The sequence below is a fragment of the Blastomonas natatoria genome (genome assembly GCF_003201955.1).
GTDB lineage: Bacteria > Pseudomonadota > Alphaproteobacteria > Sphingomonadales > Sphingomonadaceae > Blastomonas > Blastomonas natatoria.
In genome coordinates this window covers 77,715-102,463 of record NZ_QJJM01000001.1, presented here as the reverse complement: position 1 = coordinate 102,463, position 24,749 = coordinate 77,715, and the positions used below count along the sequence as shown (strand labels likewise).

The following is a 24,749-nucleotide window of genomic DNA, read 5'->3' as shown; positions in this document are numbered from 1 at the left end:
CATAAATTACCTCTTAATGTCATATTTCTGTAATTTTTACCACAAGGCCCATTGTCACACGCCCGCAATGTCCCTTGACCAAAAGGCGCCCGCGCTGTCCGATGGACGCAAACACAATCTGAGAGGGGCAAACCCATGACCATGACGATCGATCGCCGACTGCTGATCAAGGCCGGAACCTTCGGGCTTGCAGCGCTTTCGCTGCCCGGTGCGGCGCAGGCCCTGTTCGCGGCTCGCGGCTTCACGCATGGCGTGGCGAGCGGCGAGCCCGCCGCCGATTCGGTGCTGCTGTGGACCCGCTATGTCGCCGATAACGACGCGCGTCTGACAGCCGAACTTTCGATGTCGCCCGATTTTGCAAAGATCGTCGGCGGCGGATCGGTCACCTCCAGCGGTGCGCGCGACCATATTGCGAAGATCACCGTGCGCGGTCTCACGCCGGGCAGCTGGTATTTCTATCGCTTCGTGGCTGAAGACGGCAGCATGTCGCCGGTCGGTCGTACCCGCACTCTTCCCAAGGGCGAAACCGGCGGCTTCAATATCGGCGTCTTTTCCTGTTCCAACCTGCCCTTTGGCTGGTTCAACGCCTATGGCCATGCGGCCGCGCGCAACGACATCGATCTCGCGCTGCACCTTGGCGATTATATCTACGAATACGGTCCGGACGTGTACCCGACCCGCGCCCAGGCGCTGGCCGGTCGTCTGGTCCAGCCCGATCACGAAATGATCACGCTGGCCGACTATCGCCTGCGCTATGCCAGCTACCGGCTCGATCCCGATCTGCAGGCGCTGCACCGCAGCGTTCCGATGATCGCGATGTGGGACGATCATGAAATCGCCAACGATGCCTGGAAGGGCGGTGCGCAGAACCATCAGGACGCGACTGAGGGTGATTATGCCACCCGCCGCCGCATCGCCAAGCAGGTCTATCGCGAATGGATGCCTGTGGCCGACCTGACCCCGGCCGATCCGCTTTGGGCCAGCTATCAGATCGGCAACCTCGCCACGATCATCCGCACCGAAAGCCGCCTGTCGGGCCGCGACAAGCCTGCCGAACTCGCCGAGGCCTTTGCCGGTGGCGGTGATCTGGCCAAGGCGCTGGCCAAGTTCCGCGACGAGACCTGGATGGATCCCAGCCGCCGGATGTTCGGCGACGATCAGGCGCGCTGGCTGGCCGACCAGTTCAAGGCGTCCAAGGCATCGGGCACGCGCTGGCAGGTCTGGGCGCAGCAATGCGTCATGGGCTCGATGAAGCTGCCAATGGAAACCGCCGACTGGGTGCCCAAGGACGCGCCCGAGATCGTGCGCACCCGCTCGGCCGCCGGGCTTGCCGCAAGCAAGGCAGGCCTGCCGTTCAACATGGACGCCTGGGACGGCTATCCGGTCCAGCGCGAAGCCCTGCTCAAGTCGGCGCAGGCGGCAGATGCCGATCTGGTCGTGCTTTCCGGGGACAGCCACAATGCGTGGGGCTTTGATCTCGCCGCAGATGGCAAGCCCGCCGGTGTCGAATTTGCAGGCCATTCGGTCAGTTCGCCGGGCTTCGAAGCCTATGCGCCGACCATATCGCCCAGAGATGTCGCGGGCGCGCTCGTGCGGGGCAATCCGCAGCTCAAATGGGCCGACACCAGCAGCCGCGGCTATATGACGGTCAACCTCACGCAGGACCGGGCCACGGCCAACTGGCACGCAATGCGCACCATCCGCGAACATTCGCTCGACCTCGCCGGAACCGAGAGTCGCAGCGTGCTGCCGGGGCGCAAGGTGCTCGCAGAGCCGGGCTGGTCGCGCTGGAGCCCGTCTGACGCCATTGGCACGGCCTGACTAATCCAGCCGTTTGTCGATCAGGGGCGTTCGCCTGCCGAAAAGCTTTGCAGCCCCCTTATGGCCTGATTACGATTGCAACCATCATCGCCGCCCGTGCATCACGGGCCGATGGCGATTGCCCGTATCTTCGGGCCTTCTGACACATACGGGGAGCTATGAATGGTCAAGAATTTTCTGCTCGCGTCCGCTGCGCTGATTGCCCTGGCGGCTGCACCCGCTCAGGCGCACGAGCATGATGCCCAGCCGGGCGATATCGACACGCTGATCGAGGCTGAAGTCGCAGGCGATACTGCCAGCGGCGGCACCACCGACGCCGAAGGCGTCACCACCACCGCGCGCGATTTCTGGGGCACATGGGGTGTCGACACGACGCTGATGAACCCCGCGGTCAAGCCGGGCGACGACTTCTATGCCTATGTCAACGGCAAGTGGCTCGACACGTTCGAAATCCCCGCCGACCGGGCCCGCTATGGCGCGTTTACCCTGCTCGCGGAAAAGTCCGAGCAGCGCGTGCGCAAGATCATCGACGAGCTCGCCGCTACCAAGCCGGCGATCGACACCGGCGCGGGCAAGGTCGCGGCCTTCTATAACGCCTATCTCGATACGGCCGCCATTGACGCAGCAGGCCTCGCCCCAGCCCAGCCCTATCTCGACAAGATCAAGGCGGTGAAGACGCGCCAGGATCTGGCGAGGCTGTTCGCCACCCCCGGCTTCCGCAGCCCGGTTGCCGGTTATGTCGATATCGATTCCAAGCAGACCGACAAGTATATCTTCCAGGTCACCCAGGCAGGGCTCGGCATGCCCGATCGCGACTATTATCTGGTCGACAGCGAGGCGAACCAGAAGGTCCGCGCGGCCTATATGCAGTATCTGACCTTCCTGATGGGCAAGGCGGGCTATGCCGACCCGGCCAAGGCAGCTCAGATGGTCTATGACCTGGAAAAGCAGATCGCGACGGCACATTGGGACCGCGCGATCGGCCGCAACCGCAACCTCACCTATAACAAGCTGAGCAAGGCCGAGATGGTCGCGCTCGGCAATGGTTTCCCGGTCGAGACCTTCATCAAGACCGTGGGTGTCGATGGCCAGCAGGAATTCGTCGTCCGCCAGCTGACCCCGACGGCCGACGAGATCGCCGCCGAGAAGCTGACGCCCGAACAGGCCGCCAAGCTTGGCACCGGCATCGAAGGACTGTTCACGCTTGCCAACACCGCGCCGATCGAGGCCTGGCAGGCCTGGCTGGCAGCCGGTTTCCTCTCGAACGCTGCCAGCGTGCTGCCTTCGGACATCGATGCCGCCAATTTCGCCTTCTACGGCACGGTTCTCGGTGGCCAGCAGAAGCAGCGCGAGCGCTGGCAGCGCGGGGTCGCCGCGGTCGAAGGCTCGATGGGCGAGATCGTCGGCAAGATCTATGCGGATCGCTATTTCCCGGCGGAGAACAAGGCCGCGATGGACGAGCTGGTCGGCAATCTGCGCAAGGCGATGGCCGCCAACCTGACCGACATCAAGTGGATGGGCGAGGCTACCAAGGTCGAGGCACGCGACAAGCTTGCCAAGTTCACCCCCAAGATCGGCTATACCGAAAAGTTCGAGACCTATGACACGCTGACCATCACCCCCGGCAAGGCGCTGGACAATGCGATCGCGGCGGGCACCTGGGCCTATCGCGACAATCTGTCGAAGCTCGGCAAGCCGATCGACAAGACCGAATGGTTCATGCTGCCGCAGACGGTGAACGCCTATTATTCGCCGCCGCGCAACGAGATCGTCTTCCCCGCTGCGATCCTGCAGCCGCCCTTCTTCAACCTGTCGGCGGACCCGGCGGTGAACTATGGCGCGATCGGCGGCGTCATCGGCCATGAAATGGGCCATGGTTTCGACGATCAGGGTTCCAAGTCGGATGGCGACGGCGTGCTGCGCGACTGGTGGACTCCCGAGGACCAGGCCAATTTCAAGAAGCTGACCAGCGCATTGGTCGCGCAATACAGCGCGCTCTGCCCGCTCGATGACGGCAAGACCTGCGTCAACGGCGCACTGACGCTCGGCGAGAATATCGGCGATGTCGGCGGTCTCTCGATGGCCTATCGCGCCTACAAGATCCACCTCAATGGCAAGGAAGACAAGGTGATCGACGGGCTGACCGGCGACCAGCGCTTCTTCATGGCCTGGGCGCAGGTATGGCGGAACAAGTCGCGCGACGAATATCTGCGCCAGCAGCTCAACACCGATCCGCACTCGCCGCCAAACTTCCGCGCCAATGGTACCGTCCGCAATTTCGACGAATGGTACAAGGCGTTCAACGTACAGCCGGGCGACGCACTGTATCTGCCGCCGGAGCAGCGCATCCGCATCTGGTAAACGCGCCGGAGCGCAGACAAGAAAAGGCCCGCTGTCATTGCCGTGACAGCGGGCCTTTTCGTTTGGGCGGGAGGACGATCAGTGCGTGCGCATCTTGCCGAAATGCGTGTCGAGAAGCGCCTGCATCTTGTCGGAAGCATCGCGGATCGCGCTTTCGACCTGACCTGCATTGCCCTTGACGGTCACCGGCTTGCCGCCTTCGGGACGGGCTTCGAGCGTGCAGACGATATCGTCGCTGCCACCCTTGGGACCGTTGACATCGGCCAGATGCACTTCGACGCGGGTCAACCGGCTCGAAAAGCGGTCAAGGCGTGAGGTGATGATGTCCTCGGCCTGTGCGGCAAGCGACTGGTCGCCGGTAATGCGATTGTCGGTGTTGAACTGGATGTGCATGGATCAGCGGACCTTCCTGGAGCGTTCGAGGACGGGGCGGTGCCCTTCGGCGTCGAGCGCCCCCATCGGCGGATCATGGTCACTGGGACCGTCGATCCGGCCCTGATCTGCGGTGTCGGTCTGACGCTCCAGATAGTCCGGATCGTCGCGCTGCGCATCCTGCTGTTTCAGCTTCAACGCCTTCTCCGCCAGGCGCACCTGATCGGGCACGGGCGAGTTGTTGTCGTTTGTATCGGTCATGCAGGATTTACGCAGGGGAGCCGGGCAAGTTCCTGCTTTTCATGCTCAATTTTCCCGTGCCACTTTCGTGAGGCAAGAAGCACGCACCAGCATGGCCCCCTCCCCCCCCCTTGCTGGGCAAGGCTGCGGAGACTGGGCTGCTTGCCACCCATGTCGCGGCGGTGGGGGTGATGGTGGCGGTTATGTGACCGGGTTCGATTGCTCACGGATGCTTGACCCGGCGCGATCCCCCCACCCCACCCTCCCCCATCAAGTGGGAGGGCTTTGGGAAGCGATCGCCGATGATGCTCACCGCATCGCGGTTTCGACCGGCCTTGCCTTCACCTGCGGATTGCTCACGCGCCAGACGATGCCCGAGACATCATCTGTGACCAACAGCGCGCCCTTGCTGTCAATGGTGACATCGGTGGGGCGGCCCTTTGCGTCGCCGCTCTTGGTAAGGAAGCCCGAGAGCACGTTGACCGGTAACCCGCCCGTCACCTTGCCTTCGGCATTGCGCGTGACTGCCGGACGACCATTCTCGCCGAACGGAACGAACACGACCTTGTAGCCCGAGGCCGGCTTGCGGTTCCAGGATCCGTGAAGCGCGACGAATGCGCCATTGGCATAGCCGCTACCCAAAGCCGCCTCGCTCGCAAAGGTCAGGCCGAGCGGCGCGACATGGGTGCCAAGCGCATAATCGGGACGACGGGTATATTCCCGCAGCTCGGGTCGTCGCGGTTCGACGCGGAAATCCTCGTATCCGCCCCAGTAATTCCACGGCCAGCCGAAATGCATGCCGGCCTCCACCTTGGTGAGGTAATCGGGGACGAGGTCGGACCCCAGCATGTCGCGTTCGTTGACGACGGTCCACAGCGCGTCCGAATTGGGCTCCCAGGCCATACCGACCGGATTGCGCAGGCCGACCGCGAAATCGCGCTTCTTGCCGGTCTTGAGATCGAGTTCGATGATCCGCGCGCGGCCCTTTTCGACCTCCAGCCCCTTTTCCGCAACGTTGCTGGCTGAGCCGATCGCAACATAGAGCCGGGTCCCGTCTTCATTGGCAATCAGGTTGCGGGTCCAGTGATTGTTGGGTTTCTGTGCAGGCAGGCTCAGCACCTTGCGACCCTTGGCAGTGATCTTCGTCTGGCCTTCCGAATAGGGAAAGGCCATCACGGCATCGGTATTCGCCACATAGAGCGTGTCGCCAATCAGAACCATGCCATAAGGCGAGTTCAGCCCTTCCAGAAATGGTGTCTTCGTTTCTGCCTTGCCGTCGCCATCGCTGTCGCGCAACAGCGAGATGCGGTTGGCCGATTTGACGCCCGCGCCCGCCTTGTTCATCAGCAGACGCATCACCATGCCCTCGATACCGGGATTTTCACGCGGCGGGCTGTTGGTTTCTGCCACCAGCACGTCGCCATTGGGCAGCACCAGCATCGATCGTGGATGATCCAGCCCGTCGGCAAAGCGCGCAACGGTCAGCCCTTCGGCAACCTCGGGAGCCTCGTTCGCGCCCCACGGCTTCACGTCTGCGACATTGATCGTCGGAAACGTTTCCTTGCGCGGCGCGGTGATCTCCGGTGACGGACCGCTGACCTCGGCAATGTCGAGCCTTGCTGTATCCCCGCTCAGGAAATACCATCCGCCGCCCGCGACGACGGCTGTGGAAAGGCCAAGAAAGATCAGGATGTTGCGCGTTCTGGTGTTCATGCATCCAAATTAGGGCGCAGCGCAAGCGGGCGCAAGCGGCATCACCCGGTATAATCGGGTAGCGAGTGAAAGGCGCTCTTCAGCGCGTCGCTCCACTGGTCGGCGATCAGATTGTAATAGGGATCGCTTGCCTGGATGCGGCGGTTGCGTCCGGCAAAGCTGTTCGACGCATAGATCTGCAGGTCGAGCGGAAGCGCGACTGACAGGTTCGCCTTGATCGTCGAATCGAACGACACCATCAGCAGCTTGATCGCATCATGAAAAGACATGTCGCGATCATAGGCGCGCACCAGGATCGGGCGGCCATATTTCGTCTCGCCGATCTGGAAGAATGGTGTGTCGTCGCCCGCCTCGATGAAATTGCCTTCGGGGTAGATCATGAACAGCTTAGGCTCCATGCCCGCAATCTGCCCGCCGACGATCATCGAGGCGCTGAAGGTGGACGATGCGCTCTCCCCCGCGATGGACCGGGTCCGCAGGATCTCGTCGCGCAGCGTCTCGCCTATGATCCGCGCGACCTGGAACATGGTGGGTGCTTCCATGATCGAAGGCTTGCGCTCGTGCGGGGCCTTGGTTCGTTCCTCCAGCGCACTGACCACCCCCTGCGTCGTGGCAAGATTGCCGGCGGTCATCACGGTGATGTAGCGGTCGCCCGGATTTTCCCAGGTGAACATCTTCTTGAAGGTGCTGATATTGTCGACGCCCGAGTTCGTCCGGGTGTCCGACATGAACACCAGCCCCTTGTCCAGGCGCATCCCGACGCAATATGTCATAGGAGCGTCCTCCCCCTTCGTTCGCATGGCGCGCATAAGGCGTCATGCGCAACAATCGGTCAAGCGGCAATGGGCGTTGTGGAAAAGTCGGGCCGATCTATTGCTGGACCTGCTGCACCTGCAACGTGACCGTCATCGCCTCGGTGCCGCTGCCAAAGGTGATGCCCGCGATGGGCGCCGCCTCGCGATAGTCGAGCCCGGTCGCGACGCGGACATAGCGCTCGTCGGGCGAATAGCCGTTGGAAATGTCGAAGCCGACCCAGCCCAGGCCCTGGACATGCACCTCGGCCCAGCCATGCCCCGCATCCTGTTCGATCCGGTCGTTCATCAGCAGATACCCGCTGACATAGCGCGACGGATAGCCCAGCATCCGGGCCAGCGTGATGAACAGATGCGCGTGGTCCTGGCACACGCCATGGCCAGCGGTCAGCGCTTCTTCCGCTGTCGTCGTGGCCCCGGTCTGGCCGATCTCGTAAGCGACCGCTCCGCGGACCAGCGCCGAAAGCGCGTGCAGCCGCGGCGGATCGCCCTCGTCTGTACCGGGATCCTCGAACTGACGCAGCAGCTTGCGGATTGAAGGTCCCGGGCGGGTGAATGGCGTCTCCCGCCTGAAGTACCACAGCGGCGCGGAGCCCATATGCTGGCCGACCATCCCGGCATGGTCGCTGGTCTCGATCTCGCCCTCGCACTCGATGATGATGTCATGCTGGTCGGGGTCGAAGCTGAACAGCTCTACATGGTTGTTGTGATGATCGTAATATTCGACCTGCTTGGTTCCGCCATCGACACTGGTCTTCCAGCGCAGCACCTTCTGCCCGTGCGAATCCTTGGGGATCATGCGCAGCCGCTGCAGCGCATAAGGCATGGGCGTATCGTAATGATAGCTTGTCCGGTGAACGATATGCAGCCGCATGAGTGACCCGTAACCCCTTGAACCCTGTCCGCTGCCTCAATGGTAGAAGCGGAATTCCTGCTCGATCTGCGCCGAGATGCTGTTGTTGCGCTTGATGAAGTCCTGGATGAACTGGTGGAGCCCATTGTCGACGACCATGTCGATATTGGTCGCGGCAAGCTCCTGGCTCAGCGCGCTCGCCTGGACCAGACTTTCCCCTGCTCCGCCATATTCGCGCGCGATCGCCTCCAGCGCACCGGCCATCCGGCTGGCGCAGAAGGACAAGGAACGCGGCATGACCTGATCGAGGATCATGAACTGCGCAATATTGCGCGGGTTGGTCTCACCCGGATTGAGCCAGCGGAACGCGCGATAGGCCGAGACCGAGCGAAGGATGGTCTCCCACTGCACGTTGTCGAGACTGGAACCGACATAGGACAGCGAGGGAAGCAGCACGTAATATTTGACGTCGAGGAAGCGCGCGGTGCTGTCGGCGCGTTCCACGAAGGTACCGAGCTGCGCGAAGAAATAGATGTCGTTGCGCATCATCGTGCCGCTCTGCGCGCCGCGCACCTGGGCGCTTTGCTGGCGGATCAAGCTCAGTACGTCGGGCAATTCATTGTCCGAAATCTGCGTGCGCAGCGCTTCCTTCAGCGTCATCCAGCATTCGTTGGTCGCCTCCCACACCTCGCGGGTGAGCGCGGTGCGGACAAGGCGCGCGTTGTTGCGTGCCGCCTCGATGACCGAGAGCACGCTTGATGGATTGGTCTTGTCGCGCAGCAGGAAATTGATGACGCTTGATCCATCGACCTTCTCATAGCGCTGCGCATAGGCCTGGCGGACGCCTGCGGTGGTCAGTACCGAGGCCCATTCGTCCTCGGCGGCTTCCGATCGCGTCAATGCGATGCGGAAACCGGCATCGACCAGCCGCGCGATATTCTCGCTGCGCTCGAGATAGCGCTGCATCCAGAACAGGCCGCCTGCGGTCTTGCCCAGCATCAGCGCGTCCCCCCGATCATCATGCCCGCGCTCATTCGTCCAGCACCCAGCTGTCCTTGGTGCCGCCGCCCTGGCTGGAATTGACCACCAGCGATCCTTTCTTGAGCGCGACGCGGGTGAGCCCGCCGGGCGTGATGTCGATGCCATTGGGCGAGACGAGCACGAAGGGCCTCAGGTCCACATGGCGCGGGGCGAGCCCCTGGCGCGTCATGATCGGCACGGTCGATAGCGAGAGCGTGGGCTGCGCGATATAATTGCCAGGCCGCGCCTTGAGCTTCTGGCGGAACGCGGCGATCTCCTTGCGGCTCGCCGCCGGACCCACTAGCATGCCGTAACCGCCAGATCCGTGCACTTCCTTCACCACCAGCTCGTGCAGATGCTCCATCACATAGGCGAGCGAGTCCGCTTCCGAACAGCGCCAGGTCGGCACGTTTTCGAGGATCGCCTTTTCGCCGGTATAGAATTCGACGATCTCGGGCATGTAGCTGTAGATTGCCTTGTCGTCCGAAATGCCGGTGCCCGGCGCATTGGCGATCGTGATGCCGCCCGCACGGTAGACGTCCATGATGCCGGGCACGCCCAGGGCCGAATCCGGGCGGAAGGTCAGCGGATCGAGAAAATCGTCATCGACGCGGCGATAGAGCACGTCGATCGCCCGATAGCCCTGGGTCGTGCGCATCGCGACGCGGCCGTCGATCACGCGCAGGTCATGCCCCTCGACCAGTTCTGCCCCCATCTGGTCGGCGAGAAAGCTGTGCTCGAAATAGGCACTGTTGTGGATGCCGGGCGTCAGCACCGCGATCTCGGGCGGGCCGCTGCACGCGCGCGGCGCGCTGGCGGCGAGCGAGCGGCGCAGCTTGCGCGGATAGTCCGACACCTCGCGCACCCGCACCTTGCGGAACAGCTCGGGGAACATGTGCAGCATCGTCTCGCGATTTTCGAGCATGTACGACACGCCCGAGGGGGTGCGTGCATTGTCCTCGAGCACATAGAACTGGTCGGGCCCGGTGCGGACGATATCGACGCCGATAATGTGCGTGTAGATGCCGCCTGGCGGGTCCATGCCGATCATCTGCGGCAGGAAAGCCTCGTTCTTCGCGATCAGCTCGACCGGGATGCGGCCTGCGCGCAGGATTTCCTGACGATGATAGATATCGTGCAGAAAGGCGTTGATCGCGCGCACCCGCTGCTCGATGCCGCGACTGAGGCGCGCCCATTCGCGGCCCGAGATGATGCGCGGCACAATGTCGAACGGGATCAGCCGCTCGCTCGCCTCCTCATCGCCATAGACAGCAAAGGTGATGCCGGTGCGGCGGAAGAAATTCTCCGCATCGCGCGCCTTGGTGCGGAGGCGAGATGCATCCTGCGCACCATACCATTCGCAAAATTCGCTATAGGGTGCGCGCACCGAACCGTCGGGCAGCAGCATCTCGTCAAAGTGCGGTTTATCCCCTGTCATTGGCATAAGATGTGACAGTTATTGTGCACTGCCGCAAGACAGGAAATGCGCATTTCAGGCTCCCGGGCTTTTCAAACATTTCATGCCGTCTGATGCTTGTAACATCCCGGCTTATCGTGTGTATTCGCCGACCAAGCGATGAAAGGGACAAGACCTTGAAAATCTGGACCGGATGGACGCTGGCAGGAGCGTTGCTCCTGGCAGGCTGCGGATCGCCAGAACCGAACGACGAGAAGGATTCGATCGCTATTCCCGAAGCGCGGCCCGATGCCGTCAACGATCGCTTCGCGCGGCTGGCGCTGACCTGCGTGCACAAGGAATATCCCAACAAGATCTCGCACGTGCTGAATGACGATGGCGACGCGAAGCCGCCGAGCGAACTGACGCCCGCCTTTTACGGATGTTTCGACTGGCACAGCTCGGTCCATGGCCACTGGCTGCTGGTGCGCATCCTGAAGACCGATCCCGCCTCGCCGATGAAGCCCGCGATCCTGGCCGCGCTCGACCGCAGCTTCACGCGCGAGAATATCGCGGCCGAACTCGAATACATCGAGGGCGAGGGCCGCAAGGGCTTCGAGCGACCCTATGGCACTGCGTGGTTCCTGCAACTGGTGGCCGAACTCGACGAGAGCGAGGACCCCAAGCTCAAGGCCTGGCGAGAGACGCTGCGCCCGCTCGAACAGAAGATCGTCGGAGAGACAGAGGCATGGCTGCCCAAGCTCGCCTATCCGATCCGGCTCGGCACGCATAACCAGAGTGCGTTCGCCTTCGGCCTGATGCTCGATTATGCCCGCCGGGTGAAGAACGATGCGTTCGAAAAGCAGCTGGTGGCGAAATCGCTCGAGTTCCACCGCGCGGACGTGAACTGCCCGCTTGCCTATGAGCCTTCGGGCGAGGACTTCCTGTCACCCTGCCTGATGGAGGCAGACCTGATGCGCCGGGTGATGCCGCAGGCCGAATATCCCGCATGGCTGGGCAAGTTCCTGCCGCAAATTCCGACGGATGGCGGGACGGGTTGGCTCACGCCCGGCGAGGTGCGCGATCCCACCGACGGCAAGCTGGTGCATCTCGATGGCGTCAACCTCTCGCGCGCCTGGGCGATGGAGGGGATTGCCAGCGCGCTGCCCGAGGGCGACCCGCGCATCCCCGCACTGCTCGCCACGGCAAAGCTGCACGCCGAAAGCGGTCTCAAGGCGGTCAGCGACAAGAATTACGAAGGCAGCCACTGGCTGGGCAGCTTCGCGACCTATCTGACGACGAAGCGGGGGATCGGGGGGAGCTAGGTAAAAGCCCCACCCCGCCCTAAGCTCTCCCCTCCCGCACGCGGGAGGGGAGAGGTTGATCACCCCACCGTCAGCACAAGCTGACCATCGCCATCGGTGACGTGCACCGTCGATCCATCGGGCACCTCGCCGCGCAGCAGCTTGTCGGCCAGCGCGTCCTGAAGATATTTCTGGATCGCCCGCTTGAGCGGCCGTGCGCCATAGACCGGATCATAGCCCACCCGGCCCAGCCATTTGCGTGCGCTGTCGGTCAGGTCGATGGTGATCTTGCGATCCTTGAGCAGCTTCGCCACCCGCGCGACCTGGATGTCGACGATCGGCGCCATATGCTCCTCGCCCAGACGGTGGAACAGGATGATCTCGTCGAGCCGGTTGAGGAATTCGGGGCGGAAATGCCCGCGCACGACTTCCATCACCTGCGGTTCGACATCCTTGACCTTCTGGTCTTCGGTCATGCCGGCAAGATACTGGCTGCCCAGGTTCGAGGTGAGAATGATCAGCGTGTTCGAGAAATCGACCGTGCGGCCCTGGCCATCGGTCAGGCGGCCATCGTCGAGCACCTGAAGGAGCACGTTAAACACGTCCGGATGCGCCTTTTCCACCTCGTCGAACAGCACGACCTGATAGGGCCGCCGCCGCACCGCTTCGGTCAGCACACCGCCTTCCTCGTAGCCGACATAGCCCGGAGGCGCGCCGATCAGCCGCGCGACCGCATGCTTCTCCATGAACTCGCTCATGTCGATGCGCACCATCGCGTTGTCGTCGTCGAACAGGAAGCCTGCCAGTGCGCGCGTCAGCTCGGTCTTGCCGACGCCCGTGGGACCGAGGAACAGGAAACTGCCGAGTGGGCGGTTGGGGTCCTGCAGGCCTGCGCGCGAGCGCCGGACGGCCTTGGACACCGCCTCGACCGCGGCCTGCTGGCCGATGACGCGCTTGCCGATATGCTCTTCCATGGCGAGCAGCTTCTCGCGCTCGCCCGCAAGCATCCGGTCGACGGGAATACCGGTCCATTTGCTCACCACGGCGGCGATGTCGTCCTCGGTCACTTCCTCGCGCAGCATCGCGCCGGCCGTGTGGCTCTGGGCCTCGGCCAGCTTGCGCTCCAGCTCGGGAATACGCCCATAGGACAGCTCGCCCGCGCGCGCGAGATCGCCGTTGCGCTGCGCCTGTTCGAGCTCGATGCGTAGGCCATCAAGCTCTTCCTTGAGCCTGGCCTCGGCGTTGATCTTGTCCTTCTCGCCTTGCCAGCGCGTGGTCAGCTCGGTCGATTGCTGCTCGAGCTCGGCCAGATCCTTCTGCAACGTGGCGAGCCGGTCCTTCGACGCGGCATCGCTTTCCTTGCCCAGCGCCGAGGCCTCGATCTTGAGCTGGATGATCCGCCGGTCGAGCGCCTCGATCTCCTCGGGCTTGCTCTCCACCTCCATGCGGATGCGGCTCGCCGCCTCGTCCATCAGGTCGATGGCCTTGTCGGGCAGGAAGCGGTCCGAGATATAGCGGTTCGACAGCGTCGCCGCCGCGACCAGCGCATTGTCGGTGATCCGCACGCCATGGTGCAGCTCGTACTTCTCCTTGAGCCCGCGCAGGATCGAGATCGTGTCCTCGACATTGGGCTCGCCGACGAACACCGGCTGGAACCGCCGCTGGAGCGCAGGGTCCTTCTCCACATGCTTCTGATACTCGTCGAGCGTGGTCGCGCCGATGCAGTGCAGCTCGCCGCGCGCGAGCGCGGGCTTGAGCAGGTTGGAGGCGTCCATCGCGCCCTCGCCCTTGCCTGCACCCACCAGCGTGTGCATCTCGTCGATGAACAGGATGATCTCGCCCTCGGCGCCCTTTACCTCGTCCAGCACCGCTTTCAGCCGTTCCTCGAACTCGCCGCGATACTTTGCGCCCGCGATCAGCGCGCCCATGTCGAGCGCCATCAGGCGGCGGTCCTTGAGGCTGTCGGGCACGTCGCCATTGGCGATGCGCAACGCCAGGCCTTCGGCGATCGCGGTCTTGCCAACGCCGGGTTCGCCGATCAGCACCGGGTTGTTCTTGGTGCGGCGCGCCAGGATCTGCACGGTGCGGCGGATTTCCTCGTCGCGGCCGATCACCGGATCGAGCTTGCCCTCGCGCGCGACTGCGGTCAGGTCGCGCGCATATTTCTTCATCGCCTCATAGCTTTCCTCGGCGCTGGCCGAGGTCGCGGTGCGGCCGCCGCGCAGATCGTTGATCGCGGTGTTGAGCGCTTCGGGCGTCACGCCTGCCTTGGCCAGCGCATCGCCCGCCTTGGTACCCTTGGCGAGCGCGATGGCGAGCAGCAGCCGCTCGACGGTCACGAAGCTGTCACCGGCCTTGCTGGCCACCTGTTCGGCACTGTCGAGCAGGCGCACCGCGTCATTGTCCAGACCGGGGGTCTGCTGCGCTCCACCGCCCGAGACGGCAGGCACCTTGGCGAGCAGGGCATCGACTTCCTGCACTGCAACCGGGGCCTGGCCTCCGGCACGCGCGATCAGGCCCGCAGCCATGCCTTCGGAATCTTCGAGCAGCGCCTTGAGGATATGTTCGGGGCTGATCCGCTGATGGCTCATGCGGATGGCAACGGTCTGCGCCGATTGCAGAAAGCCCTTGGCGCGGTCGGTAAATTTCTCGAGGTTCATGGGAGTTTCTCCACCCTATCTAGCCCTTGTGGAACGGAGATAGTGTTGCATCTTTGCAACGCAAGGGGAGTGGTTGCAGAATTTGCGAGAGCGTCGCGTTCAGCCTCGGCCCACGCGCGCCAGCAGCTGCCTCGCGCGCGACAGATGCGGCCGATCGAGCATCCCGCCCTTGTAGCCGATGGTGCCAGCGCCCGGATTGGCCGCGAACAGATCGACGATCGCCTGCGCCTCTGCCAGCTCTGCTTCGCTTGGAGTGAAGGCCGCGTTGATGACGTCGACCTGCGCCGGATGGATCGCGAGCATGCCCGCGAAGCCATCGCGCCGAACCTTTTCGGCGCGCGCCTTCAGCCCTTCGAGATCGCGGAAATCGCCCTGGATCGTTTCGATCGCCGCCACACCCGCGCTGGCCGCTCCGAGCAGACACAGGCTGCGCGCCAGCTCATAGGTAAAGCCATAGCTGCCGTCTGCATTGCGATTGCTGGCAGCGCCGATCGAATCGGCCAGATCCTCCGCGCCCCAGCTCATCGCGACCAAGCGCGGGGCTCCCTTATAGTCGCCGGTGGTGAACATCGCCTCCGCCGTTTCCGTGACCAGCGCGATCACGGGCGTCGCACCGCGCTCAATGCCGTTTGCGACCTCGAGCGCGGACAGATAATGGTCGAGCAGTTCGATATCGTGTGGACCGCGCGCCTTGGGCAGCATGATGCCGCCCGGCCTGGCAGGCATGATCGCAGCCAGGTCTTCGAGCGTCCAAGGCCCATCGAGCGGGTTGGTCCGAACCCAGACCCGGGACCGCCCTGCCGGAGCAAGGCTTTCCAGGTGATCGCGCACCAGCAGCCGGGCGCGTGGCTTGTTTTCGGCTGAAACCGCATCTTCCAGATCCAGCAGCACGATATCGGCAGCGCTGTCGGTCGCCTTGATCATCTTTCTCTCGCTGTCGCCAGGAGCAAACAACCAGGATCGCATGGCAAGGTTCGCAACATTCTGCATTGGCATTCCCCGTTCGAGATCACGTCGGCAGAGCTTTTATCCTCAAGCCCCGAAAGAGCAATCGACGCAAGGCCGGATCAGGCCTGCCGGCGCGCCCAACTGCCCGAACCGACGCAATTTTTGTCAATCTTCATGGTACTGGCCATGCTTGTGCGGGCAACAAAGCGCGGCATCGGCGAAATATTTGATCCGTTATGGTGGCAATAAATGCCCCAGTTCCTGGGCTATCCCCCAAAAACTGGGGTGGTAAGCGATTGAGAATACTGCAAGAACCTGCGGGACAAGAGCCATCTCCTCCTGCTCGGCCGTGCTGGTCGACGTGGTTTGGTAAAGACTGGCCATGGGCGCGCGAGCAGCAACAGGAAAATGCACGTGAAATCCTTAGTCAGAGAGTCCAGCACACGTTCCGCCTCCGCCTGGCATCGCCCGGTACGAACGGACGCCCCCCCCAGCGATCATGGCCGAGCCCCTCAGTCGGACGGAGACCGGCGCAACCGGCTGATCATGCGCGAGCAGCAGGCGGCGCGGCTGCGGAGCAGCTGCTTTCCCGAACTCAAGCTGCGCAATCCGCTCTGGGACATGCTCGTCGCGCTGCTCGCTGCAAAGCGCAATGGCACGCAGATGTCGATGAGCGACCTGTGCCTGATGAGCGATGCTCCGGAGAGCACCGCATTGCGGCTGATTCATCAGCTGCGCGACAAGGGCTATGCGGATATGCTGCCCGACCGGTCCGACCGTCGCCGCACCCGGGTGACGCTGACCAGCCTTGGAGAGGCCCAGTTCGAACAGTATCTCGAACGCTTCGATCTGGTCTGAAGGATCGGGATCGACTTTACCTCGATTTAAGGGTTTTTCCTTAGCGGTGGGAGCCAAAGGACGCACCCACCATGTCATTCGGCAAAAAAGGACTGACAGACTCGACCTTCGATGCACCGCTAAAGAGCGATGCGACAATGCCGGAACGCGAACCGCGCGTTCATCGGCTGATGAAGGTGACGGTGTTCCACGAACGCTTCGGCAGCGCCGATGGTGTCATTCGCGACATATCCAGCGGCGGAATCGGGGGGCGGTGCGCCGCTCCTCTCTTTCCCGGCGATGTCGTCGAAATCGACCGTCCCGGACTTGGCCGCTTCGAGGCGGAAGTGCGTTGGGTCCGCAACGGCCAGTTCGGAGCCCAGTTGACGTCGGACATGCGGATCGACACCAGACAGGTGGAAAGCCTGTCCTTCAACAATTCGAACTGGGACAGCAAGGTCAACAAGCCCCTGGAGAACCATGTGTTCACCCGGTTCAGGCCGATGCAGAATACCTATCGCCCGACAATTTCGCTGGCCCGGCGGGACAAATAAGAGACCGGATGCCCTGCCCCGGGCCGTCAGGCGCGAGGCAGGGCCTGTCCGGGATCAGCCGAACTTCAGGCTCTTGACCGACTTGACGCCGGCTAGCTGGCACAGTTTCCACAGCACCGGCTCGGCCACTGCACCGTCGACCGACAGCAGCAGCACCGCTTCACCGCCGGCGCGTGCCTCGCGGCGGCCGAGATGGAAGGTCGCGATGTTGACATTGGCCTCACCCAGCGTCGATCCCAGACGACCGATAAAGCCGGGCTCGTCACGGTTGACGATGTACAGCATGTGCCCGCCCAGATCGGCCTCGATCTTGATGCCGTAAATCTCGACCAGACGCGGCGTGGCATTGCCGAACAGCGTACCGGCAACCGAGCGCTCGCCATCCGCGGTCTCGACCGAGACGCGCACCAGGGTGTGATAATCACCCTCGCGGTCATGCCGCACTTCGCGCACGTCGAGCCCGCGATCCTTGGCGAGGAACGGCGCGTTGACCATGTTCACGGCATCGCTGAACGCGCTCATGAAGCCGGCGAGCACCGCCGCAGTGATCGGCTTCATGTCGAGCTCTGCCGCCGCGCCTTCGACCTCGATCGCGATGCTCTTGACGCGGTCGCTCTCCAGCTGCCCGACCAGACGCCCCAGATTGGTCGCCAGCGCCATATAGGGCTTGAGCTTGGGGGCCTGCTCAGCCGACAGGCTGGGCATGTTGAGCGCGTTGGTGACACCGCCCTTGACCAGATAGTCCGCCATCTGTTCCGCGACCTGGATCGCGACATTGACCTGAGCCTCGCTGGTCGACGCGCCCAGATGCGGGGTCGCGACGAAGTTCGGCGTGTTGAACAGCGGATGCTCGTGCGCCGGTTCGGTGGCGAACACATCAAGCGCTGCACCTGCGACATGGCCCGAATCGAGCGCTTCCTTGAGCGCCGCCTCGTCGATCAGCCCGCCGCGCGCACAATTGATGATGCGCACACCCTTCTTGGTCTTGGCGAGCGCCTCCTTGCTCAGGATGTTGCGCGTCTGATCGGTCAGCGGCGTGTGCAGCGTGATGAAATCGGCGCGCGCCAGCAGCTCGTCGAGCGTGACCTTCTCGATGCCCAGCTCAACGGCGCGCTCGGGCGTCAGGAACGGGTCGAAAGCGATCACCTTCATCTTCAGGCCCAGTGCCCTATCGGCAACGATCGATCCGATATTGCCCGCACCGATCAGGCCCAGCGTCTTGGCGGTCAGCTCGACCCCCATGAAGCGGTTCTTTTCCCACTTGCCGGCCTGGGTCGAGGCATCGGCCTCCGGCAGCTGGCGGGCAAGCGCGAACATCAGTGCGATGGCGTGCTCGGCGGTGGTGATCGAGTTGCCGAACGGCGTGTTCATGACAACCACGCCCTTGGCCGAAGCCGCGGGAATATCGACATTGTCGACGCCGATCCCGGCGCGGCCGACGACCTTGAGATTGGTCGCCGCATCCAGGATCGCCTTGGTCACCTTGGTGGAGGAACGGATGGCGAGGCCATCATATTGGCCGATGATCGCAGCGAGCTCTTCGGGCGTCTGGCCGGTGATGACATCGACTTCGCAACCGCGTTCGCGGAAGATCTGCGCGGCCTTGGGGTCCATTTTGTCGGAAATCAGAACTTTGGGCATGGGAATATCCTTGTGTCGGAAAGAAGGTGCCGGTCTCCTGCGCAGGCAGGGGTTCATCTCCAGACGGCTGCACCTGGTGCACGCGCCGGAGATGGGTCCCCGCCTTGGCGGGGAACCCGGTTCAAATCACTTGGAAGTGAGCTCGGAATAGGCCCAGTCGAGCCAGGGACCGAGCGCCTCGATATCGGCGGTCTCGACCGTGGCACCGCACCAGATGCGAAGGCCCGGCGGGGCATCGCGATAGCCCGCGATGTCGAAGGCCGCGCCTTCCTTTTCCAGGAGTCCGGCAAAGGCCTTGATGAAGGCCTCGTCCGCACCCTCGACCGTCAGGCAGACGCTGGTGGTCGAACGCGTGGCGGGATCAGGCGCGAGATGGCCGAGCCACGGACGCGCCTGCACGATGGCATCGAGCGCCGCAGCATTGGCGTTGGAGCGCGCGATCATCGCATCCGCGCCGCCCAGCGACTTGCCCCATTCGAGCGCGAAGATCGCGTCTTCCACCGCCAGCATGGACGGGGTGTTGATCGTCTCGCCCTTGAACACGCCTTCGGCCAGCTTGCCCTTGCTCATCAGGCGGAACACCTTGGGCAGCGGCCAGGCCGGCGTATAGGTCTCAAGCCGCTCGACCGCACGGGGGCCGAGGATCAGCACGCCATGCGCGCCCTCGCCGCCCAGCACCTTCTGCCAGGAGAAGGTGGCGACGTCGATCTTGTCCCAGGGCAGGTCATAGGCGAACACCGCGCTGGTGGCGTCGGCAAAGCTCAAGCCCTCGCGATCATCGGCAATCCAGTCACCATTGGGCACGCGTGCGCCCGAAGTCGTGCCGTTCCAGGTGAACAGCACGTCATGCGACCAGTCGACCGCGTTCAGATCGGGAATCTGGCCATAATCGGCGCGCAGGATGACCGGATCGAGCTTCAATTGCTTGGCGGCGTCGGTCACCCAGCCTTCGCCGAAGCTTTCCCAGGCAAGGGCGGTCACCGACCGGGCGCCCAGCATCGTCCACATCGCCATTTCGAAAGCGCCGGTGTCCGATCCGGGCACGATACCGATACGATGGGTGTCGGGAAGCTTCAGAAGCTCGCGCATCAGGTCGATGCAATATTGCAGCCGCGCCTTGCCGATCTTCGACCGGTGCGAGCGACCCAATGATTCGGTGGAAAGCTTTTCTGCCGACCAGCCTGGAGGCTTCGCGCATGGGCCCGACGAAAAATACGGGCGAGCAGGCAGGGTAGCAGGTTTCTTGGCGAGCAGGGTGCCCGCACCAACGGTATCAGTCATGTAAGTCTCTCCTTGCAGAGAGCACGCGCGGCGTTGGGACCGCGTGGCCCGTCGACGGCCCTAGTGGCGGATTGCACGAAAAGCAATCACCAATTGCCGGACAGTGCCAGAAGCAGGCCGCCTTGCGCAATCAATGCACAAGGCGGCGCGCTATCACTTCTTGAAAATGACCTTGCCGCGCTGCGAGACGAGCAGCTTTTCCATCGTCACCGGGTGAAAATAGGCTTCGACATTCTGGCCTTCGGGGGTGACGCCGTACACTTCGTAGCAACCGCCATCGACCTTGGACTTCTTGATCGTCCACCCATCCTTCTTCAGCTTGGCCTCGAGATCGGTCCGGCTCTTCCAGCCCGATTGGGGACCGGCATCGCACTTCATCTTGCCGGTGGCAAAGGCATCCGGACTGGCGGAAAACTGCATGGCGGTGGCAGCGGCGACTGCCAGCATGGCTTGTGCGAACTTCATGGGTATCCCTCTCCTCTCGGACGATCAGCCTGTCACAGCCCCTGTGCCAGATCGCGCTGAACGCCGCTTGAACATAAGCATGACTCGCGCGGTTTCCAGAAGCAGCAAAGGCGCAAAGTGCACGATCATGCCCATGGTTTCGCCGTCAACGTACACCCAGTGCAGCGCGATCAGCAAGGCGGCAGGATAGACCAGCCGCTGCAGCCGCTTCCAGTTTGCGCGCATCGCCCGCTGCGAGGCGTTGTTGCTGGTCACCCCCATGGCGACGAAGATGGCGAGCGCCGCATAGCCGGTCCAGATCGAGAAGATGAGCGCCTCCTCTGCGATCATGCCCCAGTCGCCCATGTCATAGAGATAGAAGGCAAGGTGCAGCAGGCCGCAAAGACACGCCGCAACCCCGAGCGCGCGTCGCCGCGCCAGCAGCCAGTCCAGCCAGCGCTGCCGCCCGAAAAGCGCGCGCAAAGGCGAGATCATCATCGCCATGATCATGAAGCGCACCGAAAATTCGCCGCTGGGATGGATCAGGTCGAATGCCGTTACCGGGTCGCGCAAAAAGCCGATGGTCATGCCAATCGCCGGAACCGCCAGCAGCAGCCAGAAGAATCCATGCACGTTGATCAGTCGCAACATCGTGTTTCCAATACCCCGTAAGCCCGCGCGATTTTGTCTCACCCATCGCTAGCCCCGTCGCAAGAACCGCGCAATGCCCGGCTTTTCATGCCTATCGCGACATTAACCATTCTCGGAACAACAGGGTTAAATTTCATTGATTAGGATCAACGCCATGAAACAAGGCGTTCATCAAGGTCCCTCCCTGGCTGCCGGAGGTCCGCTGCCCCTGAGCGGTGACAATCCGGTGGAGATGAACGCTGGCGAGGGCGCGGTCCTGCACACAAGTGCACGGTCCGCGCCGCGCCGCATCGATCCGCGTTTCAGCACCATGATCGAATCGCCCGAACTGCAGCGCATGGCGCTTGTCGCCGCGCTGTCGGTGCTCATTGCGGGCTGTTCGATGCTGCCCGAAGGCAGGGGGCTGTCGCGCGCGCCGGTGCCTGCCCCCGCGCGCAGCCAGCAGGCCATGCGTCCCGCTCTCCCCGCCCCGCCCATGGCCGAGACCCGCCAGTGCCTCAGCCAGCTCAGCCAGGCGCGCGTGCGCTTCACGCCCGTGCCCGACCAGACCTTCGGCGCCGGATGCTCGCAGCTCGGCAGCGTCCGGCTGTCGGCCATCAGCCTGACGGAGCCGGGCCGCAGTGGCAGCGAGCTGGCCATCAGCAACATCGGTCCGGTACGCTGCGAACTGGCGCAGCGCTTTGCCGGATGGGCGCAATATGGCATCGCGCGCGCCGCCGAGCAGATGCTGGGCAGCCCGCTGGTCAGGATCGAGACCATGGGCAGCTATGCCTGCCGGAATATCGCCGGATCGCTCAAGCTGTCGCAGCATGCTCATGCCAATGCGATCGATATCGCGGCCTTCGTGCTGGCCGATGGCCGCCGCATCACGGTGAAGGACGGGTGGAACGGCAGCAACCAGGAACGTGCCTTTCTGCGCACCATCCATGCCAGCGCCTGCAAGCGCTTCGGCACCGTGCTGGGCCCCCAATACAATGCGGCGCATCGCGACCATCTGCATGTCGACATGAGCGGGCAAGGCTATTGCCGATAGGGCATTCGCCCCTTAATTGCGGGCGATGACCAAGAAAGACCTGACCGAGCCGCGCTTCCGTCGCGCCGCCGAAGATGCCCGCACTGCCGAACAGGCGGTGCACGATACCCCCCAGACCCAGGACCCGGCCTATCGCCTGGCCTTTGACGATACCGAATTTCTGCTGCGCCAGGAGCTGCGGCCGGTGCGCTTCCAGCTCGAGCTGCTGAAACCCGAAATGCTGCTGGAAGAAGCGGGAATCGGTTCGACGCTGGTCATCTACGGCTCGGCACGCATCCCCGCGCCCGACAAGTGCGAAGGGCTGGTCGAAAGCGCGCGCAGTCCTGAGGAAAAGAAGGTCGCCGAACGGCTGGTTGCCAAGGCGAAATATTATGACGAAGCCCGCAAGCTCGCCCGATATGCAAGCGAATGCGGCGTCGTCGAGGACGGCAAGCGCCAGTTCGTCGTCTGCTCGGGCGGCGGCCCCTCGATCATGGAAGCGGCCAATCGCGGTGCTGCGGATGCCGGCAAGGATTCGGTCGGGCTCAACATCGTGCTGCCGCACGAGCAGGCGCCCAACCGCTTCGTGACCCCGCACCTCTCGTTCCAGTTCCACTATTTCGCGCTGCGCAAGATGCACTTCCTGCTGCGCGCCCGCGCGGTCGCCGTGTTTCCGGGCGGTTTTGGCACGTTCGACGAGTTTTTCGAGCTCCTGACCCTCATCCAGACCGGCAAGATGGCCCCGATCCCGATCATGCTGTTCGGCAAGGACTTCTGGAACCGCGTCGTCAATTTCGAGGCGCTGGCCGAAGAGGGCGTGATCTCGCCGGGCAATCTCGACCTGTTCAGCTTTGTCGAGACGGCAGATGAGGCCTGGGCAAAGATCCGGACCTTCTACGACCTGCCCTGTGGCTGACCGGGACTATTGACCCAGCTCGACGCTGCGCTTTGCGGCGGCATCGACCGCCTCGGCCAACAGCCGGTCCAGCGCAGCGTCGGCATCAAGGACATTTAGCGCGGCGCGGGTGGTGCCGCCGGGGCTGGCGACGCGCTCGGCGAGCTGAGCGGGCGTCTCGTCCGACCGGTGCGCAAGCTCGGCCGATCCGCGCACCATTGCCATGGCGAAGCGCGCGGCCTGATCTGCGGGCATGCCAAGACCTTCGGCCGCCTTGCCGAGCGAATCGATGAAACGGAACAGATAGGCGGGGCCGGAACCGCTCAGCGCGGTGACGAGGTGCATCTGCGATTCGTCCGCCAGCCATTCGGCCGTGCCCAGCATGGCGAACAGCGATTCGAGCCGATCGCGATCCGCCTCGCCCAGCCCCTCGGCATAAAGCGCGGTAACCGACTGGCCGATGCTCACCGCCATGTTCGGCATGATACGGGCGATCGCGCGTGCGCTTGGCAAGGCGGCACGAAGGCCTGAGCACTCGACGCCCGCGAGCATCGAGACCACCAGCGCCTGCGACAGGTCGATCCCCGCCAGCTGTGGTGCGACATCGCCCAGCATCTGCGGCTTGATGCCGAGCAGCAGCCAGTCTGGCGGGGCAATGTCAGGCGCAATCCCGGTCAGGTGGCGCACGCCTGCCGACAGATCGCGCGGCGAGGGATCGACCACGGTCACGCTGGCCGGATCGAGGCCTTGCGCAAACCAGCCGCGCAGCATCGCGCCGGCCATATTGCCCGAGCCGATCACGAGCAGCGATTGGGGGAATGGATGTGTCACCCTGACCACCTCCGTTTGTCCCGAGCTTGTCGAGGGACGCATGCGCCACCGCTCCCGATCACGTCCCTCGACTTCGCTCGGGACAAACGGGAAGAAATCAGGCGCTATCTGAAGACTCTCAAGCCTCGCCCTGCGTGTCGATCAGCGCCGCCGCCAGCGCTTCCTGCGGGCTCTTGTCGCCCCAGAGGATGAACTGGAAGACGGGATAGAAGCGATCGCACTCGTCGATCGCCGCCTCGACCGCGAGCTGCGCCTGATCGAGGCCCAGCATGGCATCGCTGCCCAGCATCATGCCGTTGCGATACAGCACGACCCCGCTGTTCGACCATATGTCGAAATGGCCGAGCCAGAGCTGCTCGTTGATCAGCGCCAGAGCCTCACAGATCACCGCAAACTTGTCGTCGGGCACGCGAATATCGGGCATGGCCAGCAACTGCAGCACATTGTCCTCATGCCGCCAGATGGCGCGCAGCTGATAGCTGGTCCAGCTGCCCTTGACCTCGGTAAGAAGCTCGTCTTCGCCCACCATCTCGCACGGCCAGCCGCGTGCCTCAAACAGCGCGGCCAGCATGTCGACCGGCGCGGCTTCTTCCCGGTCCAGGTCAAGCTGCTGTTCGTTCATGAAATTCCTTTCGCGCCCCGTGGCACATGTTCAAGATGACCCGATGCCCGGCTGCGCGCAATGGGCGGACGGTGGACCACCATCCGCCATGTCGCGAAGTCTGTTCAAAAACTGTGGATAAGCAGGGGTAATTTCGCCTTACTCGGCCTCGCCTGCGCCCTTGGTCGCAAGCGCGGATTCGAGCGCTGCGACACGCGCCTTGAGACTGTCGGCCTCTTCGCGCGCCTTGGCCGCCATTTCCTTCACCGCGTCGAATTCCTCGCGGCTGACGAAATCCAGCCCTGCGATCCACTCGCGGGTGCGTTCGCGCGCGCTTTCGCCCGCCTCACGGCTCATGCAGGCAACGGTGCCGGCGAGGCCGTTGATGAACTTGGCGAAATCACCGCCGAATTCGGACTTGTTCTGCATGATAGGCTCCTTGCCGAGGCGCACCGGGCCTCTCTCGATCGTGAATGCCATAGCATGTGGGGCGCTGGGACGC

The 24,749-nt window shown here is 63.5% G+C and carries 23 protein-coding genes; 7 read left to right on the top strand and 16 right to left on the bottom strand.

Going from position 1 to position 24,749, the window contains the following annotated elements; all coding sequences use genetic code 11:
- Positions 1 to 135 precede the first annotated feature (135 nt).
- Positions 136 to 1,821, top strand: a complete 1,686-nt coding sequence (locus tag C7451_RS00560; RefSeq protein WP_110297038.1) for an alkaline phosphatase D family protein — start codon at positions 136 to 138, stop codon at positions 1,819 to 1,821.
- 162 nt (positions 1,822 to 1,983) lie between these two features.
- On the top strand, positions 1,984 to 4,182 hold the full coding sequence (locus tag C7451_RS00555) for a M13 family metallopeptidase (protein ID WP_208625107.1): 2,199 nt from the start codon (positions 1,984 to 1,986) through the stop codon (positions 4,180 to 4,182).
- A gap of 78 nt (positions 4,183 to 4,260) precedes the next feature.
- Here C7451_RS00555 and C7451_RS00550 read toward each other — a convergent pair whose 3' ends face one another.
- From C7451_RS00550 to C7451_RS00520, 7 genes are all read right to left on the bottom strand, one after another.
- Positions 4,261 to 4,575, bottom strand: coding sequence for an HPF/RaiA family ribosome-associated protein (locus C7451_RS00550; RefSeq protein WP_110297037.1), 315 nt, complete (start codon positions 4,573 to 4,575; stop codon positions 4,261 to 4,263).
- Between the two features lie 3 nt (positions 4,576 to 4,578).
- Complete coding sequence (locus C7451_RS00545) at positions 4,579 to 4,815, bottom strand: hypothetical protein (RefSeq protein ID WP_110297036.1); 237 nt, start codon at positions 4,813 to 4,815, stop codon at positions 4,579 to 4,581.
- 288 nt (positions 4,816 to 5,103) lie between these two features.
- The gene (locus C7451_RS00540; protein ID WP_110297035.1) at positions 5,104 to 6,507 is read right to left on the bottom strand and encodes a PQQ-dependent sugar dehydrogenase; all 1,404 of its coding nucleotides are present in this window, start codon (positions 6,505 to 6,507) and stop codon (positions 5,104 to 5,106) included.
- A gap of 41 nt (positions 6,508 to 6,548) precedes the next feature.
- Positions 6,549 to 7,280, bottom strand: a complete 732-nt coding sequence (locus C7451_RS00535) for a proteasome-type protease (RefSeq protein ID WP_110297034.1) — start codon at positions 7,278 to 7,280, stop codon at positions 6,549 to 6,551.
- Between the two features lie 97 nt (positions 7,281 to 7,377).
- Positions 7,378 to 8,193 carry a transglutaminase family protein gene (locus C7451_RS00530; RefSeq protein WP_110297033.1) on the bottom strand — a complete coding sequence of 272 codons (816 nt, stop codon included), beginning with the start codon at positions 8,191 to 8,193 and terminating at the stop codon, positions 7,378 to 7,380.
- A gap of 36 nt (positions 8,194 to 8,229) precedes the next feature.
- Positions 8,230 to 9,171, bottom strand: coding sequence for an alpha-E domain-containing protein (locus C7451_RS00525; RefSeq protein WP_110297032.1), 942 nt, complete (start codon positions 9,169 to 9,171; stop codon positions 8,230 to 8,232).
- A 31-nt stretch (positions 9,172 to 9,202) separates the two neighbouring features.
- On the bottom strand, positions 9,203 to 10,630 hold the full coding sequence (locus C7451_RS00520) for a circularly permuted type 2 ATP-grasp protein (RefSeq protein WP_167398383.1): 1,428 nt from the start codon (positions 10,628 to 10,630) through the stop codon (positions 9,203 to 9,205).
- Positions 10,631 to 10,785: 155 nt separating this feature from the next.
- Here C7451_RS00520 and C7451_RS00515 point away from each other — a divergent pair, with 155 nt between their 5' ends.
- Positions 10,786 to 11,913 carry a DUF2891 domain-containing protein gene (locus tag C7451_RS00515; protein WP_244181455.1) on the top strand — a complete coding sequence of 376 codons (1,128 nt, stop codon included), beginning with the start codon at positions 10,786 to 10,788 and terminating at the stop codon, positions 11,911 to 11,913.
- A 59-nt stretch (positions 11,914 to 11,972) separates the two neighbouring features.
- Here the strand turns inward: C7451_RS00515 and clpB are convergent, their stop codons facing one another.
- Positions 11,973 to 14,552: an ATP-dependent chaperone ClpB gene (clpB, locus tag C7451_RS00510; protein ID WP_110297029.1), complete on the bottom strand. Its 2,580-nt coding sequence runs from the start codon at positions 14,550 to 14,552 to the stop codon at positions 11,973 to 11,975.
- 99 nt (positions 14,553 to 14,651) lie between these two features.
- Entirely contained in the window at positions 14,652 to 15,542 is an 891-nt protein-coding gene (locus C7451_RS00505; protein WP_110297028.1) for an HpcH/HpaI aldolase/citrate lyase family protein, read from the bottom strand.
- 504 nt (positions 15,543 to 16,046) lie between these two features.
- On the opposite strand from C7451_RS00505, the gene C7451_RS00500 reads away from it, so the two are divergent.
- Both C7451_RS00500 and C7451_RS00495 read left to right on the top strand, forming a co-directional pair.
- Positions 16,047 to 16,358 (top strand): winged helix DNA-binding protein, encoded by a 312-nt coding sequence (locus tag C7451_RS00500; protein ID WP_167398381.1) that lies wholly within the window; start codon positions 16,047 to 16,049, stop codon positions 16,356 to 16,358.
- 71 nt (positions 16,359 to 16,429) lie between these two features.
- Entirely contained in the window at positions 16,430 to 16,891 is a 462-nt protein-coding gene (locus C7451_RS00495; protein ID WP_110297026.1) for a PilZ domain-containing protein, read from the top strand.
- Positions 16,892 to 16,945: 54 nt separating this feature from the next.
- Here the strand turns inward: C7451_RS00495 and serA are convergent, their stop codons facing one another.
- From serA to C7451_RS00475, 4 genes are all read right to left on the bottom strand, one after another.
- On the bottom strand, positions 16,946 to 18,532 hold the full coding sequence (gene serA / locus C7451_RS00490; protein WP_110297025.1) for a phosphoglycerate dehydrogenase: 1,587 nt from the start codon (positions 18,530 to 18,532) through the stop codon (positions 16,946 to 16,948).
- Between the two features lie 126 nt (positions 18,533 to 18,658).
- Positions 18,659 to 19,813 carry a phosphoserine transaminase gene (locus tag C7451_RS00485; protein ID WP_110297024.1) on the bottom strand — a complete coding sequence of 385 codons (1,155 nt, stop codon included), beginning with the start codon at positions 19,811 to 19,813 and terminating at the stop codon, positions 18,659 to 18,661.
- A gap of 153 nt (positions 19,814 to 19,966) precedes the next feature.
- Positions 19,967 to 20,278, bottom strand: a complete 312-nt coding sequence (locus C7451_RS00480; protein WP_244181453.1) for a PepSY domain-containing protein — start codon at positions 20,276 to 20,278, stop codon at positions 19,967 to 19,969.
- Between the two features lie 24 nt (positions 20,279 to 20,302).
- Positions 20,303 to 20,908 carry a protein-methionine-sulfoxide reductase heme-binding subunit MsrQ gene (locus C7451_RS00475; protein ID WP_110297023.1) on the bottom strand — a complete coding sequence of 202 codons (606 nt, stop codon included), beginning with the start codon at positions 20,906 to 20,908 and terminating at the stop codon, positions 20,303 to 20,305.
- Between the two features lie 154 nt (positions 20,909 to 21,062).
- On the opposite strand from C7451_RS00475, the gene C7451_RS00470 reads away from it, so the two are divergent.
- Both C7451_RS00470 and C7451_RS00465 read left to right on the top strand, forming a co-directional pair.
- Positions 21,063 to 21,941 (top strand): extensin-like domain-containing protein, encoded by an 879-nt coding sequence (locus C7451_RS00470; protein WP_341866604.1) that lies wholly within the window; start codon positions 21,063 to 21,065, stop codon positions 21,939 to 21,941.
- 25 nt (positions 21,942 to 21,966) lie between these two features.
- On the top strand, positions 21,967 to 22,836 hold the full coding sequence (locus C7451_RS00465) for an LOG family protein (RefSeq protein ID WP_110297022.1): 870 nt from the start codon (positions 21,967 to 21,969) through the stop codon (positions 22,834 to 22,836).
- Between the two features lie 6 nt (positions 22,837 to 22,842).
- Here C7451_RS00465 and proC read toward each other — a convergent pair whose 3' ends face one another.
- The 3 genes from proC to C7451_RS00450 all read right to left on the bottom strand — a co-directional run bounded on the left by proC (position 22,843) and on the right by C7451_RS00450 (position 24,676).
- On the bottom strand, positions 22,843 to 23,646 hold the full coding sequence (proC, locus tag C7451_RS00460; protein ID WP_110297394.1) for a pyrroline-5-carboxylate reductase: 804 nt from the start codon (positions 23,644 to 23,646) through the stop codon (positions 22,843 to 22,845).
- Between the two features lie 118 nt (positions 23,647 to 23,764).
- Positions 23,765 to 24,268: a type III secretion system chaperone family protein gene (locus tag C7451_RS00455; RefSeq protein ID WP_023839217.1), complete on the bottom strand. Its 504-nt coding sequence runs from the start codon at positions 24,266 to 24,268 to the stop codon at positions 23,765 to 23,767.
- A gap of 138 nt (positions 24,269 to 24,406) precedes the next feature.
- Entirely contained in the window at positions 24,407 to 24,676 is a 270-nt protein-coding gene (locus C7451_RS00450) for an accessory factor UbiK family protein (RefSeq protein ID WP_110297393.1), read from the bottom strand.
- Positions 24,677 to 24,749 lie beyond the last annotated feature (73 nt).

Bases quoted from the DNA above. Each gene is read 5' to 3' on its own strand.
- C7451_RS00475 (WP_110297023.1), bottom strand. From the start codon at position 20,908: ATGTTGCGACTGATCAACGTGCATGGATTCTTCTGGCTGCTGCTGGCG.
- C7451_RS00500 (WP_167398381.1), top strand. From the start codon at position 16,047: ATGCGCGAGCAGCAGGCGGCGCGGCTGCGGAGCAGCTGCTTTCCCGAA.
- C7451_RS00495 (WP_110297026.1), top strand. From the start codon at position 16,430: ATGTCATTCGGCAAAAAAGGACTGACAGACTCGACCTTCGATGCACCG.
- C7451_RS00560 (WP_110297038.1), top strand. From the start codon at position 136: ATGACCATGACGATCGATCGCCGACTGCTGATCAAGGCCGGAACCTTC.
- C7451_RS00535 (WP_110297034.1), bottom strand. From the start codon at position 7,280: ATGACATATTGCGTCGGGATGCGCCTGGACAAGGGGCTGGTGTTCATG.
- C7451_RS00520 (WP_167398383.1), bottom strand. From the start codon at position 10,630: ATGACAGGGGATAAACCGCACTTTGACGAGATGCTGCTGCCCGACGGT.
- C7451_RS00470 (WP_341866604.1), top strand. From the start codon at position 21,063: ATGAAACAAGGCGTTCATCAAGGTCCCTCCCTGGCTGCCGGAGGTCCG.
- C7451_RS00455 (WP_023839217.1), bottom strand. From the start codon at position 24,268: ATGAACGAACAGCAGCTTGACCTGGACCGGGAAGAAGCCGCGCCGGTC.
- C7451_RS00550 (WP_110297037.1), bottom strand. From the start codon at position 4,575: ATGCACATCCAGTTCAACACCGACAATCGCATTACCGGCGACCAGTCG.
- C7451_RS00465 (WP_110297022.1), top strand. From the start codon at position 21,967: ATGACCAAGAAAGACCTGACCGAGCCGCGCTTCCGTCGCGCCGCCGAA.
- C7451_RS00485 (WP_110297024.1), bottom strand. From the start codon at position 19,813: ATGACTGATACCGTTGGTGCGGGCACCCTGCTCGCCAAGAAACCTGCT.
- C7451_RS00555 (WP_208625107.1), top strand. From the start codon at position 1,984: ATGGTCAAGAATTTTCTGCTCGCGTCCGCTGCGCTGATTGCCCTGGCG.
- C7451_RS00545 (WP_110297036.1), bottom strand. From the start codon at position 4,815: ATGACCGATACAAACGACAACAACTCGCCCGTGCCCGATCAGGTGCGC.
- C7451_RS00540 (WP_110297035.1), bottom strand. From the start codon at position 6,507: ATGAACACCAGAACGCGCAACATCCTGATCTTTCTTGGCCTTTCCACA.
- clpB (WP_110297029.1), bottom strand. From the start codon at position 14,552: ATGAACCTCGAGAAATTTACCGACCGCGCCAAGGGCTTTCTGCAATCG.
- C7451_RS00480 (WP_244181453.1), bottom strand. From the start codon at position 20,278: ATGAAGTTCGCACAAGCCATGCTGGCAGTCGCCGCTGCCACCGCCATG.
- C7451_RS00505 (WP_110297028.1), bottom strand. From the start codon at position 15,542: ATGCAGAATGTTGCGAACCTTGCCATGCGATCCTGGTTGTTTGCTCCT.
- C7451_RS00530 (WP_110297033.1), bottom strand. From the start codon at position 8,193: ATGCGGCTGCATATCGTTCACCGGACAAGCTATCATTACGATACGCCC.
- serA (WP_110297025.1), bottom strand. From the start codon at position 18,532: ATGCCCAAAGTTCTGATTTCCGACAAAATGGACCCCAAGGCCGCGCAG.
- C7451_RS00450 (WP_110297393.1), bottom strand. From the start codon at position 24,676: ATGCAGAACAAGTCCGAATTCGGCGGTGATTTCGCCAAGTTCATCAAC.
- C7451_RS00525 (WP_110297032.1), bottom strand. From the start codon at position 9,171: ATGCTGGGCAAGACCGCAGGCGGCCTGTTCTGGATGCAGCGCTATCTC.